The organism is Arthrobacter sp. M71 S08, assembly GCF_059089725.1.
This window is the reverse complement of the sequence record NZ_JBNHEY010000002.1, coordinates 579,457-594,349: the sequence shown is the minus strand read 5'-3', so window position 1 is coordinate 594,349 and position 14,893 is coordinate 579,457. Positions and strand designations below refer to the sequence as shown.

Annotated in this window: 16 protein-coding genes; 9 read left to right on the top strand and 7 right to left on the bottom strand. The window is 63.1% G+C overall.

Translation table 11 applies throughout. The features are described 5' to 3' along the window. Positions 1-106 precede the first annotated feature (106 nt). The 4 genes from AC5RTB_RS06725 to AC5RTB_RS06710 all read left to right on the top strand — a co-directional run bounded on the left by AC5RTB_RS06725 (position 107) and on the right by AC5RTB_RS06710 (position 3,419). Positions 107-889: an amino acid ABC transporter ATP-binding protein gene (locus AC5RTB_RS06725; RefSeq protein WP_494060283.1), complete on the top strand. Its 783-nt coding sequence runs from the start codon at positions 107-109 to the stop codon at positions 887-889. Between the two features lie 42 nt (positions 890-931). After that, entirely contained in the window at positions 932-1,795 is an 864-nt protein-coding gene (locus AC5RTB_RS06720) for a glutamate ABC transporter substrate-binding protein (RefSeq protein WP_494060282.1), read from the top strand. A gap of 74 nt (positions 1,796-1,869) precedes the next feature. Then, positions 1,870-2,544 carry an amino acid ABC transporter permease gene (locus AC5RTB_RS06715; protein ID WP_494060281.1) on the top strand — a complete coding sequence of 225 codons (675 nt, stop codon included), beginning with the start codon at positions 1,870-1,872 and terminating at the stop codon, positions 2,542-2,544. Then, positions 2,541-3,419 carry an amino acid ABC transporter permease gene (locus tag AC5RTB_RS06710; RefSeq protein ID WP_494060280.1) on the top strand — a complete coding sequence of 293 codons (879 nt, stop codon included), beginning with the start codon at positions 2,541-2,543 and terminating at the stop codon, positions 3,417-3,419. Before AC5RTB_RS06715 ends, AC5RTB_RS06710 begins: the two co-directional genes overlap by 4 nt. 42 nt (positions 3,420-3,461) lie before the next feature. On the opposite strand, the gene dapE is transcribed toward AC5RTB_RS06710, so the two are convergent. Next, positions 3,462-4,553 carry a succinyl-diaminopimelate desuccinylase gene (gene dapE, locus AC5RTB_RS06705; protein ID WP_494060279.1) on the bottom strand — a complete coding sequence of 364 codons (1,092 nt, stop codon included), beginning with the start codon at positions 4,551-4,553 and terminating at the stop codon, positions 3,462-3,464. 196 nt (positions 4,554-4,749) lie between these two features. Here dapE and dapD point away from each other — a divergent pair, with 196 nt between their 5' ends. Then, on the top strand, positions 4,750-5,724 hold the full coding sequence (gene dapD, locus AC5RTB_RS06700; RefSeq protein WP_494060278.1) for a 2,3,4,5-tetrahydropyridine-2,6-dicarboxylate N-succinyltransferase: 975 nt from the start codon (positions 4,750-4,752) through the stop codon (positions 5,722-5,724). 8 nt (positions 5,725-5,732) lie between these two features. Beyond that, the gene (locus AC5RTB_RS06695) at positions 5,733-6,602 is read left to right on the top strand and encodes a hypothetical protein (protein WP_494060277.1); all 870 of its coding nucleotides are present in this window, start codon (positions 5,733-5,735) and stop codon (positions 6,600-6,602) included. A 9-nt stretch (positions 6,603-6,611) separates the two neighbouring features. On the opposite strand, the gene AC5RTB_RS06690 is transcribed toward AC5RTB_RS06695, so the two are convergent. Further along, positions 6,612-7,223 carry a hypothetical protein gene (locus tag AC5RTB_RS06690; RefSeq protein WP_494060276.1) on the bottom strand — a complete coding sequence of 204 codons (612 nt, stop codon included), beginning with the start codon at positions 7,221-7,223 and terminating at the stop codon, positions 6,612-6,614. Positions 7,224-7,425: 202 nt separating this feature from the next. On the opposite strand from AC5RTB_RS06690, the gene galE reads away from it, so the two are divergent. Beyond that, a complete protein-coding gene (gene galE, locus AC5RTB_RS06685; RefSeq protein WP_494060275.1) occupies positions 7,426-8,439 on the top strand; it encodes a UDP-glucose 4-epimerase GalE in 1,014 nt (337 codons plus the stop codon). A gap of 93 nt (positions 8,440-8,532) precedes the next feature. Here the strand turns inward: galE and AC5RTB_RS06680 are convergent, their stop codons facing one another. The 3 genes from AC5RTB_RS06680 to fdxA all read right to left on the bottom strand — a co-directional run bounded on the left by AC5RTB_RS06680 (position 8,533) and on the right by fdxA (position 11,421). After that, positions 8,533-9,816, bottom strand: a complete 1,284-nt coding sequence (locus AC5RTB_RS06680) for a citrate synthase (protein WP_494060274.1) — start codon at positions 9,814-9,816, stop codon at positions 8,533-8,535. Positions 9,817-9,947: 131 nt separating this feature from the next. Next, on the bottom strand, positions 9,948-11,087 hold the full coding sequence (gene dapC, locus AC5RTB_RS06675; RefSeq protein ID WP_494060273.1) for a succinyldiaminopimelate transaminase: 1,140 nt from the start codon (positions 11,085-11,087) through the stop codon (positions 9,948-9,950). Between the two features lie 7 nt (positions 11,088-11,094). Continuing rightward, complete coding sequence (fdxA, locus tag AC5RTB_RS06670) at positions 11,095-11,421, bottom strand: ferredoxin (RefSeq protein WP_309072692.1); 327 nt, start codon at positions 11,419-11,421, stop codon at positions 11,095-11,097. A 122-nt stretch (positions 11,422-11,543) separates the two neighbouring features. Here fdxA and AC5RTB_RS06665 point away from each other — a divergent pair, with 122 nt between their 5' ends. Together AC5RTB_RS06665 and AC5RTB_RS06660 are read left to right on the top strand one after the other, a co-directional pair. Continuing rightward, positions 11,544-11,786: a putative acetyltransferase gene (locus AC5RTB_RS06665; protein ID WP_494060272.1), complete on the top strand. Its 243-nt coding sequence runs from the start codon at positions 11,544-11,546 to the stop codon at positions 11,784-11,786. Positions 11,787-11,852: 66 nt separating this feature from the next. Beyond that, entirely contained in the window at positions 11,853-12,347 is a 495-nt protein-coding gene (locus tag AC5RTB_RS06660; RefSeq protein ID WP_494060271.1) for an ArsR/SmtB family transcription factor, read from the top strand. Between the two features lie 31 nt (positions 12,348-12,378). Here AC5RTB_RS06660 and AC5RTB_RS06655 read toward each other — a convergent pair whose 3' ends face one another. Together AC5RTB_RS06655 and typA are read right to left on the bottom strand one after the other, a co-directional pair. After that, a complete protein-coding gene (locus AC5RTB_RS06655) occupies positions 12,379-12,843 on the bottom strand; it encodes a hypothetical protein (protein ID WP_494060270.1) in 465 nt (154 codons plus the stop codon). A gap of 35 nt (positions 12,844-12,878) precedes the next feature. Further along, the gene (gene typA, locus AC5RTB_RS06650) at positions 12,879-14,795 is read right to left on the bottom strand and encodes a translational GTPase TypA (protein ID WP_494060269.1); all 1,917 of its coding nucleotides are present in this window, start codon (positions 14,793-14,795) and stop codon (positions 12,879-12,881) included. Between the last annotated feature and the right edge of the window lie 98 nt (positions 14,796-14,893).

The window sequence follows — 14,893 nt, the reverse complement described above, 5'->3', positions numbered from 1 at the left end:
TAACTGCCGTGAGCGCCCTCCCGCTTTGGTTGCTCTTGAATCACGATTTCCACTTTCCGCAAGCCGATGTACCGCCGGTGAGCAATTCTTGGCTACATTTCTACTTATGACTCGTGACACACAGTCGAGCACGTCCACGTCCAATCCGTCAGCACAGCCTCTCGTCTCTCTCAGGAACGTCAACAAGCACTTTGGGGATCTCCATGTGCTCAAGGACATCAACCTGGAGATTTCGCGCGGCGAGGTAGTAGTGGTGATCGGCCCCTCCGGCTCCGGCAAGTCCACGCTCTGCCGGGCCATCAACCGCCTCGAGACGATCGACAGCGGCGAGATCCGTATCGATGGGAAGGAGATGCCGGCGGAAGGCAAGGCCCTGGCCAAACTGCGCGCCGACGTCGGCATGGTCTTTCAGTCGTTCAACCTGTTCGCTCACAAGTCGATCCTTGAGAACGTGACGCTCGGCCCCGTGAAGGTCAAGGGGATGAAGACCGGCGCTGCGAAGGAACTGGCCATGTCGCTGCTCAAGCGCGTGGGAGTGGACAACCAGGCGCAGAAGCTTCCCGCGCAGCTCTCCGGTGGACAGCAGCAGCGCGTTGCCATTGCACGGGCGCTGGCGATGCAGCCGAAGGTGATGCTCTTCGATGAGCCCACCTCTGCGCTGGACCCGGAAATGATCAACGAGGTTCTCGACGCCATGGTCGCCCTGGCCAAGGAGGGCATGACCATGATCGTCGTCACTCACGAAATGGGTTTCGCCCGGAAAGCTGCTGACCGGGTGATCTTCATGGCGGACGGCCAGATCGTCGAGGAGGCCAAGCCCGAAGATTTCTTCACCAATCCGCAGAGTGATCGTGCCAAGGACTTCCTCGGCAAGATCCTTGCCCACTAACTACCGACGAATTCCAATCAGGAAATAACGCGAGGAGAAATCATGCGAACAACACGATACGGCGCACTGGCCATGGCGGCGGCTGCCGCGCTGACCTTGTCCGCCTGCGGTGGTGGCGGCGGCGGTGGCGGTGAAACCGCCGGTGGCGGCGGTGAAGGTGGCGGTGAAGCTGCTGCCGAGTCCGTGCGGATCGGCATCAAGTTCGACCAGCCAGGTCTCGGCTTCGACGAGGGTGGATCCTATTCCGGATTCGATGTAGACGTCGCCAAGTACGTGGCAGGCGAGCTGGGTTACAGCGAAGACCAGATCGAGTGGGTGGAGGCCCCTTCGGCGAACCGCGAGAATTTGCTGTCCAATGAGCAGGTCGACATGATCTTCGCTACCTACTCGATCACTGATACCCGCAAGGAGACCGTGGACTTTGCCGGCCCCTACTTCATTGCCGGCCAGGATCTGCTGGTTCCGGTGGACAGCGACATCACCGGCCCGGAGGACCTGAACGGAAAGAACCTCTGCTCCGTCACGGGTTCCACCTCCGCACAGCGTGTGAAGGACGAGTTCGCGGAAGACGTCAACCTGATCGAACAGCCCGGCTACGCCGAGTGCGTCAGCTTGATGGGCGGCGGCCAGATCGACGCCGTCACCACGGATGACATCATTCTCGCCGGTCTTGCTGCACAGGAGACCAACCAGGGCCAGTTCAAGGTTGTGGGCAACCCGTTCTCCGAGGAGCGCTACGGTGTTGGCCTCACCAAGGGGAGCGAGCTGTGCTCCGACATCAATGCGGCCATCGAGAAGATGATCGAGGACGGAGCCTGGGAAGAAGCCCTTGCGAATAACCTCGAGGGCGTCGACTATGAGCCGAACTCGGAACTGAACCCGCCGACGCCGGAAGACTGCGCCTAACATTCCCTGAAGTTGTGTGGGGGCTGCCCGGCAGCCCCCACACAGCCGTTTGACGTACAACAAGAAAGGTTGCCGTGGACGGTTTCCTGTCGCTCTTTGAGCAGTACAACGTCGCAGGGGCCTTCTGGATAAATATCCAGTTGACGTTCTGGGCCGCTATCTGGTCGCTCCTCCTGGGAACCCTCCTGGCTCTGTTCAGGATCTCGCCCATCGCGAGCCTGCAGTGGTTCGGTGCCACCTACGTCAACATTTTCCGCAACACGCCGCTGACAATCATCATCGCCTTCGGTGTACTCGCTCTGTTCGGTCAACTCTTTGTGAGCTTGTCCGATGATTTCAACCTGAATTTCTTCCGGCTGGCGATTCTCGGCTTGAGTCTCTACCACGCCGCCTTCGTGTGCGAAGCGATCAGAAGTGGAGTGAACACTGTTCCGCTGGGCCAGGCCGAGGCGGCCCGCGCCATCGGACTGTCCTTCCTTCCGGCCGCCCGGCTCGTCATCCTTCCGCAGGCCTTTCGCGGAGCCATCGCGCCTCTGGGCAACGTGCTGATCGCACTCACCAAGAACTCCACCGTTGCCGCAGCAGGATCAGTGGCCGAGTCGGCCGGTCTGATGAAAACCATGATCGAGTTCCGTTCGGACATGGTGATCCCGATCTTCTTCACCTTCGCGATGGGCTTCGTAATCATCGTTATCCCAATCGGCCTGCTCACAACCTGGGCATCCAAGAAACTGGCGGTGTCACGATGAGCGCGCAGCAGGTACTTTTCGATGCTCCGGGCCCCAAGGCCAAGCGCAACATCCTGATCGGCAACATCGCCGGTGTTCTGTTCGTTGTCGGGCTACTGGCGTGGCTTCTTATCGTCCTTGCTGAGCGCGGTCAGTTGGAAGCGGGCAAGTGGACGCCCTTCCTCGAAGTCAGGACCTGGCAGTTCTTCCTGCTCCCCGGGCTCTGGGACACTCTCCGGGCAGCCGGCGTCGCAATCGTCACCTCGGTAGTCCTCGGACTCATTCTCGGCATTGGGCGGCTCTCCCATTTCCTGCCCATCCGCTGGCTCGCCGGCGTCATTGTAGAGTTCTTTCGCGCGGTACCCGTCCTGCTGATGATGATCTTCCTCTGGCTCGCTATCGGCGCGGCAGGCGTCATGCGTCCGCAGGACATCCCCTTCATGGCGGTGGTCATCGCACTGACCCTCTACAACGGTTCCGTCATCGCTGAACTTGTGCGCTCCGGCGTCGAGGGCCTTCCCAAGGGGCAGCGGGAAGCTGCGATGGCGATCGGCATGACGCGTGGTCAATCGCTGAGGAGCGTGGAGGTGCCCCAGGCGCTCACGGCCATGCTGCCCGCGCTTGTCAGCCAGTTCGTAGTGATCCTGAAGGATTCAGCACTCGGTTACATCATCACCTACACCGAACTGCTGCAGAATGCGCGCCGGCTGGGAGTAGGCGAAGGGAATCTGCTTCAGGCTCTCCTCATCGCCGCGGTCATTTTCATCATCATCAACTTCGCGCTGTCCTCACTGGCGAACCGGTTGTCGAAGCTGCTCAGCTTCCGTACCGCCGGAAAAGCGAAGAGGGAGAAGGAGCAGAAGGTACTGCTCCCCGACCCGACCAACGCAGGCTAAGAACGGTAGATCCCTATCACCGGCTCGCCTGGACCCACGGGTCTAGGCGAGCCAGTCGTTTAACGCCTTCAGGCAGGTTCGGACAGCATCCGCGTGCACGTGCTCGTCGTCCGAGTGGGCAAGCAGCGGATCGCCGGGTCCAAAGTTCACGGCGGGTATGCCAAGAGCGCTGAACCGTGCGACGTCGGTCCAGCCGTATTTCGGCTTCGGTTCCGCACCCACTGCCTGAACAAATGCAGCGGCGGCAGGATGGTTCAGTCCTGGGCGTGCGCCGGCTGCGGCGTCCGTCCGCTCCAGTTCGAAACCGTTGAGCAGTTCGCGTACGTACTTTTCGGCGTCTTCCGGGGACTTGTCCGGAGCGAAGCGGTAGTTCACCTCGACGACGGCGTGATCGGGGATGACGTTGCCGGCAAGCCCGCCGCTGACAAGAACCGCATTGAGGCTTTCCCGGAAGTCGAGACCGTCCACGGACACCGTTGCCGGCTCATGGTCCCGCAGGCGGACAAGCACCTCCGCCATCTTGTGAATGGCGTTCTCCCCCATCCATGCGCGCGCTGAGTGGGCGGCGCGCCCCCTGGTCGTGACGTTGAACCGTGCGGTTCCATTGCACCCGCCTTCCACAGTGCCGTCCGTGGGTTCAAGCAGGACCGCGAAGTCAGCTTCAAGCAATGAGGGGTAGCTGTCAACCAGCCTGCCCAGTCCGCTGAGCGCGGCCTCGACTTCCTCGTGGTCATAGAAGACATAGGTGATGTCCCGTGAAGGTTCTGTCAGCGCAACAGCCAAAGCGAGCTGCACCGCAACTCCGCCCTTCATGTCGGTGGCGCCACGACCGTACAGGACCTCCCCCGCCCACGAACTCGGGACGGTCCCGCGGGAGCCAGGTACGCGGGGCAGTGGGACCGTATCGAGATGGCCGGCGAGGATTACCCTCTCCCTTCGGCCCAGTGCCGTCCTTGCAATGAGGGAGTCGCCGTCCCGGACCACTTCCAGGTGCGGGCACGATAGAAGGATCTCCTCCACCGCGTCGGCGAGTGCACGCTCATTCCCCGAGACGCTGTCGATGTCGATGATGTCCGCGGTGAGTTGCGCCACGTCGGCTCTGGGATCAAGGCTGGGGAGTTCGGAAGCAGTCATGGGTCCAAGCCTACTGACCGAGGGCCCCGCGCCGAGCGAAGCGAGGGGTGGGAGGCCAGTAGGCGCTACTGACCGAGGGCCCCGCGCCGAGCGAAGCGAGGGGTGGGAGGCCAGTAGGCGCTACTGACCGAGGGCACCGCACCGAGCACCCGCGAGGCGGCGGAGGCTCCGGTCACGAATCGGTAGAATGGAAGCCATGACTGAGACGGCTTCTGCATCCCTGACCCCTTCCGCAACCGCACCCCGAACCGCTTTCGGAGTCGGGCTGGCAACGCTGGCCGAAGACGGAACCGTGCTGGATGTCTGGTATCCCCGGCCGGTTCTTGCCGAGACACAGGCCGATTCACCGTCGGACGCGCTGTACACCGAACTCGCCGCGATCGCGGCCCCCGACGCGTTGCGAGGCGTGACGCAGGAAGTAGTGACCACTACCTCCACGCTCGACGACGCCCCGACCGACGCAGCTGACGCCTACCTCCGCCTCCACCTCCTTTCGCACCGTCTCGTGCAGCCGAACAGCATCAATCTCGATGGCATCTTCGGCTTGCTCGCCAACGTGGTGTGGACGAACTTCGGGCCCTGTGCCGTCACTGCGTTTGAGACCACCCGCCTCCGCCTGCGCTCCCGCGGCACCGTAGTGGTGTACGGCGTGGACAAGTTCCCGCGCATGGTCGATTACGTAATGCCTTCCGGCGTCCGTATTGCCGATGCTGACCGGGTCCGGCTTGGTGCACACCTCGCCGAAGGCACCACCGTCATGCACGAGGGCTTCGTAAACTTCAACGCCGGAACTCTGGGCCATTCAATGGTTGAAGGACGCATTTCCGCCGGCGTGATTGTGGGCAACGGCTCGGACATCGGTGGCGGATCGTCAATCATGGGTACTCTCTCCGGTGGCGGCAAGGAACGCGTCAGCATCGGTGAGCGCTGCCTCCTGAGCGCCCAGGCCGGAATCGGCATCTCCCTCGGCGATGACTGCGTGGTCGAGGCCGGCCTGTACATCACGGCCGGGACCAAAGTCACCCTACCCGATGGTTCGATCGTCAAGGCTGCCGAGCTTTCCGGACAGTCGGGTGTGCTCTTCATTCGCAACTCCACCACCGGCGTTGTGGAAGCACGCCAGCGGTCAGGCCAGGGAATCGCGTTGAACGCGGCATTGCACGCCAACTAGGGACCGGCGTGCCCCAGACCAAGGCGCAAGCCCGACGACGGCGTCGGCTCCGTACGGCGGGCGTCCTCACCCTGTTGACGGCTGTGGTCGGCGGCGGAGCCTATTTTGCTGTTACGCAACTGAATTCGTCCGAGGTGCTTGTACGCGAACGGTGTAGTGCCGTCGTGGGAACTGACACCTACGAGTTGGCTCCGGAGCAGGCGGCATACGCCTCCACGATCGCGGGCGTCGCTGTGACCCGTGGCTTGCCGCCGCGGGCTGTTTCCATTGCGCTGGCTACCGCCGTGCAGGAGTCGGGTCTTCGCAACCTCGATTACGGGGATCAGGCAGGGCCGGACTCGCGCGGGTTGTTCCAGCAGCGCCCGTCGCAGGGTTGGGGCAGCGAGGAGCAGGTGCAGGATCCCATCTACGCGGCCGGCGCGTTCTATGACGCGCTGATCACCGTGCCGGGATATCAGGTTCTGCCCATCACCGAGGCTGCGCAGCTTGTCCAGCGAAGCGCGTACCCGGACGCGTACGCCGATCACGAGCCGGAGGCGCGCGCCTTCGCGTCGGCGTTGACGGGCCAGTCCCCCGCCTCGCTCAACTGTGTACTGCGCACGCCCGAGGAGTCCGGTGACGCGCCTGGGGCTGTGGAGCGCCTCTCCGCTGTCTTCCCCGCCCTCTCCGTTGCAACCACGGAGCAGGGCGTGGTGGCCAGCGCATCCGGCTCCACAGGGTGGGCCACGGCGCAGTTCGCAGTGGCGCATGCTCAGGAGTTCGGGATCACCTCGGTATCCCATGCAGGGCTGCAGTGGAACCGCGGCGACGGCGGCTGGAGCACCGCTGAAACGCAGACGGGCGAGGTACTGATTACAGTCGCCGAGGTTCCCGCCTAACAGGGGAACTCACGCGATGAACTCCACCACGGGCTGAACGTAGCTTCGAAATGCTGCCTCATCGTCGCAAAGGTCCTCGCTCATGATGAGCATATCCGGTTCAACAAACCAGGCCCGCGGCTCGCTCAACGGCAGTTCAACCACTTCCAGGCTGAAGTTCCGCGCAGACCTGCCCAGTTCGAGTTCACGTTCCTCAACGATCTCTGCGAATCCCGGCCGGTGGCCATTCGAAGCATTGCTCCGCGTGCGCTTCCGCCGGGCCTCTTCCCACCCCTGAACCCAGGCCAGGGCCGTGCCGAAGTGGGCGTGGGTAAACCGCTGAAGGGCCGGCATGGCTTGAAACTCGGGAAAATCAGGGGGTTTCGGGAACTCCCGGTTACGCCCGTGATCACACACAAGTTCGTACCACCAAGCCTCCCACTCAACCTTCAGGGCCGCCATCCCGCCCACCGCGTGAACGGTCTGCCGGGGGTCCGTGCAATGTACGGGGGGCTTCAGGGGTGAAACGGCGGGAATTCCGGCGATCCCGAGGCCGGCGCAGTCCCGCAGGTAGAGCGCAAAACACATCATCGGTGACCGGCGCGAGCTTACCTCCCAGGAGGGCGCTCCATTGACGTGCATGCGGTGTCCTTGGCCTCTCCGCCGGCGGTACCGGGCCGGCTCGCGCGTGGTCCTCCAAGGGTAGACCGATAGGGCAGGAAGTCTCCAGAGTCCACCGCTCCCACTCTGATCCGCTTAGGTGCGGCATATCGAATCTCTAAACGCCCCGACCTCCCAGGCCTCGCTTCGCTCGATCTGGTACCCGGTCGGTAGGCTTGAGCACATGAAGATACTCGTCACCGGCGGAAGCGGTTACATCGGCTCACACACCACACTGGCACTTCTGGAGGCGGGTCACGACGTCGTTGTTGTGGACAATCTCTACAACTCGAGCGAAATCGCCCTGAAGCGCGTTGAAGAGCTGGCAGGACGCGAACTGGCCTTCCGAAAGGTGGACCTGCTCGATGAGCATGCGCTCGACGATGTCTTCGAAACCGAAGCGGTTGACGCCGTCATTCATTTCGCCGGGCTGAAGGCCGTGGGTGAATCAGTGGACAAGCCGTTGTTCTACTACCACAACAACGTCGGCGGCACCCTGAACCTGCTGCGCACCATGGACCGCCACAACGTCCGCACGCTGGTCTTCAGTTCCTCGGCCACCGTGTACGGCGCCTCGGAACAGGTTCCGCTCATCGAGAAGATGCCGCTGGATGCCACCAACCCCTATGGGCGCACAAAAGAACAGATCGAAGACATCCTGAGCGACGTCGGTGCCTCGGACGGGCGCTGGAACATTGCCTTGCTGCGCTACTTCAACCCCGTCGGCGCCCACGAGTCAGGGCGTATCGGTGAGGACCCGACCGGGGTTCCGAACAATCTGCTCCCCTTCGTCGCGCAGGTTGCGGTCGGCAGACGCGAGAAGGTCATGGTCTTCGGCAACGATTACCCGACACCCGACGGCACTGGAATCCGCGATTACATCCATGTGGTCGACCTTGCCGACGGTCACGTCGCTGCACTGAACTACCTCACCACCCACTCAGGGGTTCACCGCTGGAACCTCGGAACCGGCAACGGATCGTCGGTGCTCGAGGTTCTCGCCGCGTTCTCGAAGGCCGCAGGCCACGAGATCCCGTACGAATTTGCTCCGCGCCGGCCCGGAGACGCGGCCGTCAGCTATGCCGATCCCTCTTCGGCCCTGGCCGACCTGGGCTGGTCCGCCCACCGTTCGCTCGACCAGATGTGTGAGGACCACTGGCGCTGGCAAAAGAACAACCCGCAGGGTTACGCCTCCTAGCCCTCCCCTCGAGACCTCAGGTACGACGACGGCCGGTCACCTTCGCTGCGAAGGTAACCGGCCGTCGTCGTAATCCAATACCGGGCGATTGCCCTAGCGTGCGGGGTAATTCCGCTCTCCGGCGCCCGTGTACAGCTGGCGGGGGCGGCCGATCTTGGTCTGGGGATCCTGCATCATTTCACGCCACTGCGCGATCCAGCCCGGCAGGCGTCCGATCGCGAAGAGCACCGTGAACATTTTCTCAGGGAACCCCATGGCCTTGTAGATCAGGCCGGTGTAGAAGTCTACGTTCGGGTAGAGCTTGCGTTCGATGAAATAGTCATCGGCGAGGGCCTTCTCCTCAAGGCGCAGGGCGATGTCGAGGAGTTCGTCGTTGCCGCCGAGCTTGGAGAGGATCTCGTGGGCGGTAGCCTTGACGATCTTCGCGCGCGGGTCATAGTTCTTGTAGACGCGGTGTCCGAAGCCCATGAGCTTCACGCCGTCTTCCTTGTTCTTGACCTTCTCCATGAAGTCCTCGGGCTGCATGCCCTTGGCCTGGATCTCGCGGAGCATGTTCAGCACTGCCTCGTTGGCGCCGCCGTGCAGCGGGCCGAACAGCGCGTTGATGCCGGCGGAAACCGACGCGAACATGTTCGCGTTGGAGCTTCCCACCAGGCGGACTGTCGAGGTTGAACAGTTCTGCTCGTGGTCGGCGTGGAGAATGAGCAGCAGGTCGAGAGCCTTGACCATCGTGGGATCGAGCTCGTAAGGCTCTGCCGGGAGGCCGAAGCACAGGCGCATGAAGTTCTCCACGAGATTCATGGAGTTGTCCGGGTACAGCATCGGCTGGCCGATGGACTTCTTGTGTGCGTAGGCAGCGATGACCGGGAGCTTCGCCATCAGGCGGAAGGTGGAGAGCTCCACCTGCTCGTCGTCGAACGGATCAAGCGAGTCCTGGTAGAACGTGGAGAGCGCGGAAACGGCCGAGGAGAGCACCGGCATGGGGTGCGCATCGCGCGGGAAGCCTCCGAAGAAGCCCTTGAGCTCCTCGTGCAGCAGCGTGTGGCGGCGGATGCGCTGATCGAAAGCGTCGAGTTCCGTCGGTGTCGGCAGTTCGCCGTAGATGAGCAGGTAGGAGACCTCGAGGAAGCTCGAGTGCTGCGCCAGCTGGTCGATCGGGTACCCGCGGTAGCGCAGGATTCCCTGGTCGCCGTCGATGTAGGTGATCGCTGAGGTTGTGGCCGCGGTGTTCATGAAACCGGGGTCGAAGGTAACGGAGCCGGTCTGCTTGAGAAGCTTCGAGACATCGTACCCGTGGTTGCCTTCTGCCGCTGGAATCAGCGGGAGGCTCAGGCTTCCTCCGTCATATTGGAGTGAGGCGCCGTTGTGCTCAGTCATTGACTCTCCTTGTGGAGCTATGTGAAAGCATGCGTGATTGGCTGGATCAGCTTAGTCAGCTAAAACGCTACCGGCACTAGCACCTCCAGCACTAATCCGTTGGCCCGTCGTTGTGCAATAGCAACATGGCGTCAGCGTCTCAGACGTGCGGCAGCAGCACCGACCCGTTCGTCCGAACCCGTGAGTGCCACGCGGACGTACCCGTTTCCGGCATCACCGTAGAACGTGCCGGGCCCGACAATGATCCCGAGCTCCGCGAACCGCTTCACCGTAATCCAGGTGTCCTCTCCGGCGGTCGCCCAGAGGTAGAGGCCTGCGTCGGAGTGGTGGATAGTCAGCCCGAAAGCCTCGAGGGCCGGTATCAACTGCTCCCGGCGCGCGCGGTAGAGGTCTTTCTGTGCGGCGACATGCGCGTCGTCGGCGAGGGCTGCCCGCATGGCTTCCTGCACCGGGAAGGGAACGATCATGCCCGCGTGCTTCCGCGAGTTGATGAGGTTCGGTAGTACGGCGCTGTCTCCGGCCACGAACGCCGCACGATACCCGGCGAGGTTCGACTGTTTGCTCAGCGAGTAGACGGACAACAGGAGGTCCGTGGACCCGCCGCTTACCCGCTGATCGAGGATGCTGGGCACCGGATTGCCGCCCTGCGCGCGGTCCCAGACGCCCCAGCCCAGTTCGGCATAGCATTCGTCGGACGCCACCATGGCACCGAGCGCACGGGCGTCCTCGACAATGCTTCGCAGCGTCTCCACATCATGTACCGCACCGGTCGGGTTGGACGGTGAGTTGACCCATACCAAACGCACCCTGGCGCGGGTATCAGCATCGAGCTCGGCAAGAGAATCTGCGGCTACCGGTGCTGCGCCGGCGAAGTGCGCGCCCATGTCATAGGTCGGGTAGGCGACCGTAGGGCGCACGACGACGTCGTCCGCTCCCAGCCCCAGCAGGGTGGGCAGCCAGGCGACAAGCTCCTTCGAGCCGACAGTCGGCAGGATGTCAGCCGAATCCAGACCCTCAACGCCACGACGGCGGCGGTACCACTCGCTGATTGCTTCCCTCAGCTCGGCGGTGCCGTGAGTCGTGGGATATCCGGGTGCGTCCGAAGCATCGCGGAGTGCGCGCTGGATGATCTCCGGCGTGGGGTCGACGGGCGTGCCGATCGAAAGGTTCACGGCGCCGTCCGGGTGCTGCTGGGCTTCCTGAACGTAGGGCGCCATGGCGTCCCACGGGTAATCCGGCAGATCGAGCCCGAAGGGCCGGTTCGGTGTCACGCTGCTGTCACGCTTCTTGGTTTTGCGGCGGCAGGGCGGCGATCATCGGGTGGTCCTTCCCGGTATTGCCCAGCTTTGCGGCACCGCCCGGCGAACCGAGGTCATCGAAGAACTCCACGTTCGCCTTGTAGTAGTCGGCCCATTCCTCCGGGGTGTCGTCCTCGTAGTAGATGGCCTCCACCGGGCACACCGGCTCGCACGCTCCGCAGTCCACGCACTCATCCGGATGGATGTACAAGGAGCGTTCACCTTCATAGATGCAATCGACCGGGCATTCCTCAATGCAGGCCTTGTCTTTCACATCCACGCACGGCTGTGCGATTACGTAGGTCACTTCCCACGCCTTCCCTAGGATTCTGGTGCCGCTATCGGCTCTTCGTCGCTGTCCCAGCTTAACGCAACAGGAGTTGGGATCGGCATCGGCCGGCACCCGCCGTAATATGACACGCTATGCGCATGACCAACCCGGCGGTAGAACTGTTGACGTCCCTGCCGCTGGGGACCCGCGTCGTGGTCCGGTATCGGATCGAGGGGGGCCTCAGCGACGCTGTCGGCGATCTGACTGCCCGGGACGATGTTTGCTGTACCGTCGCGGCGAGACGGGGTGACGTCGTCGTTCCCCTTGACGCGGTGACCGCCGCGAAGCCGGTGCCACCGCCGCCTCCACGGCGTGCTCCGCGCGGCGCGCCGCTTGAATGAGAGCGCCGCGGATGCGCGATTGACTAGATTCAATCAGTGTCCGTGTGCTGACGTATGCTTTTGATTATGGCAACAGATGAGGACGTCCAGGCCCGCGGCAGGGCGTTGAGCTCCCCCGTTCGGCTCAGGATCCTCCGGCTCTGCCTGCACAAGGCGCGCACCAACAAGGAGATTGCCGAGGTCCTGAATCTGAACCCTGCCACGGCTCTGCACCATGTACGGACCCTCCTCGCAACCGGCTTCCTGCGGGCTGAGGAACCACGCTCGGGCAACCGCGGAGCGAAGGAAATCCCCTACCGCGCAACCGGACTGTCCTGGGGAAGCCGGATGCCCAATGCGGCGCCCGTACTTGTCGAGACGTTCCTGCAGGAGATCGACGGCCTCAATCCCTCGGAGATCGATGTCTGGCGTCTCGGCGTGCGGCTCAACGACGCCAACCGCGCCGAAATGATGGAGAAGATCCGCAACGTGTTCGAGGAATACGCACAGCGCGAATCTGATGAAGACGGCACGGCGACCTCCATCATGCTGGCCCACCATCTGGACCGCACAGCCGACTGAGCAGGTCGGAGAAGTCTGTCTCCATTAAGCGCTAGGGTCGCTGCGAGGACCGCAGCGCCCACCAGGACACCGCCACGGCAATGATCGTCCCGACGGCCAGCCCCACCACCCACACGTAGCCGGCAACGGCAACCGGCGGGAGTTCGCCCTCCACTTCAACACCGGCGGCAATGACGTCACCAGCAGAAAACGACGCCGTGAGTCCCACCAGGGCGTACGCAACCATCCCGGTCAGGGCTGCGAAAAACACTCCGCGAGCCGAGAGCGCGACGAAGACGGCAATACTGATCGCCAGCACGACCGCAGCGAGCGCACCCATCGGGAGCCCGACCCCGCCCACGTACCAGATCTGGGCGTGAAGAGCCGTTCCCAAACCTGCGGCCATTACCCCACCAGTTACTGAAGCCAGCACGGCGCGCCACCGCAGACGGCGCGGGGTTGACGGAACGACGACGGCGGCCGGGTTGGCGCCGTCGTCGTCCTTATGCTTCTCCACGGATTCGCCGGAGACCGGCGACTACCGGCCGGTTTCTAGGCGCGGGCGCGTGAACGCGCGGCGCGCATACGCTCATTGGCGTCGAGGATGACCTTGCGGATACGGATGGCCTCGGGAGTCACCTCGACGCACTCGTCCTCGCGGGCGAACTCGAGCGACTCTTCAAGGGTGAGCTTGCGCGGAGGGGTGAGGTTCTCGAAGCTGTCCGAGGAAGCAGCACGCATGTTGGTGAGCTTCTTTTCCTTGGTGATGTTGACGTCCATGTCGTCAGCACGGGAGTTCTCGCCGACGATCATGCCCTCGTACACCTCGGAAGTGGGTTCAACGAAGAAGGAGCCGCGCTCCTGCAGGTTGATCATGGCGAACGGCGTTACCACGCCGGACCGGTCCGCGATCATCGACCCGTTGGTCCGGTACTCAATGTCGCCGGCCCAGGACTCGTAACCCTCGGAGTAGGAGGACGCAATGCCTGCACCGCGGGTGTCCGTGAGGAAGCGCGTGCGGAAACCGATGAGGCCGCGGGCGGGAACGATGAACTCCATCCGGACCCAGCCGGTGCCGTGGTTGGCCATGTTGGTCATACGGCCCTTGCGTGCCGCCATGAGCTGGGTGACTCCGCCGAGGTATTCCTCGGGAACGTCGATGGTCATGTGCTCCATCGGCTCGTGAATCTTGCCGTCAACGGTCCGGGTGACCACCTGCGGCTTGCCCACGGTCAACTCGAAGCCTTCACGGCGCATCTGCTCCACGAGGATAGCGAGGGCGAGCTCACCACGGCCCTGCACTTCCCAGGCATCCGGGCGCGCCGTGGGAAGGACCCGCAGCGACACGTTGCCGATGAGCTCCTTGTCCAGACGGTCCTTCACCTGGCGGGCGGTTACCTTGGCGCCCTTGACCTTTCCGGCGAGCGGAGAGGTGTTGATACCGATGGTGACGGAGATAGCGGGGTCATCCACGGTAATCAGCGGCAGTGGCTGCGGGTTGTCCACATCTGTCAGGGTTTCACCGATGGTGATGTCCTCGATGCCGGCGACGGCAACAATCTCACCGGGACCGGCGGAGTCAGCCGGCACACGCTCCAGCGCTTTGGTGGCGAGCAGTTCGGTGATTTTGACCGTCTTGAGCTCGCCGTTCTGGCGTGCCCAGGCCACGTGCTGGCCCTTGCGGAGCGTTCCGTTGAAGATACGCAGCAGCGCGAGACGCCCGAGGAAGGGCGAGGCATCCAGGTTGGTCACGTGGGCCTGCAGGACTCCGTTGGGGTCATAGCTCGGGGCCGGGATGTGCTCAATGATGGTCTTAAAAAGTGGCTCAAGGTTGTCATTGTCCGGTGCGCTGCCATCTGCGGGCTGCTCAAGCGATGCTGCTCCCACGCGTGCTGCGGCGTACACAACCGGGACGTTGAGGACAGAATCGAGGTCAAGGTCGGGCACCTCGTCCGACAGGTCCGACGCCAGGCCGAGGAGCAGGTCCATCGATTCACTGACAACCTCGTCGATGCGGGAGTCCGGGCGGTCGGTCTTGTTGACCAGCAGCACCACGGGCAACTTCGCCGCGAGGGCCTTGCGCAGCACGAACCGGGTCTGCGGCAGGGGACCTTCCGAAGCGTCCACCAGCAGGACGACACCGTCAACCATCGAGAGACCACGCTCGACCTCGCCACCGAAGTCGGCGTGCCCGGGGGTGTCGATCACGTTGATGGTGATGCGCTCACCGTTGGCGGACGGACCTTCGTAGAACACCGTGGTGTTCTTGGCGAGGATGGTGATGCCCTTTTCCCGCTCCAGGTCACCGGAATCCATGACGCGATCTGCAACTTCGCCGTGGCTGGCGAAGGAGTTGGTCTGCCTCAGCATCGCGTCAACGAGCGTCGTCTTGCCATGGTCGACGTGCGCCACGATGGCAACGTTACGGAGGTCACTGCGGATAGCAGTGTTGCTCGTGGAAACAGACATGCGTGATGACTCAATTCGTGTGTCAGGGAAAAAATGAAAGCGGGCGGCACAGCGCGCACTACTACCAGTCTAAGCGTTAGGCAAAAGATGGCCTAACG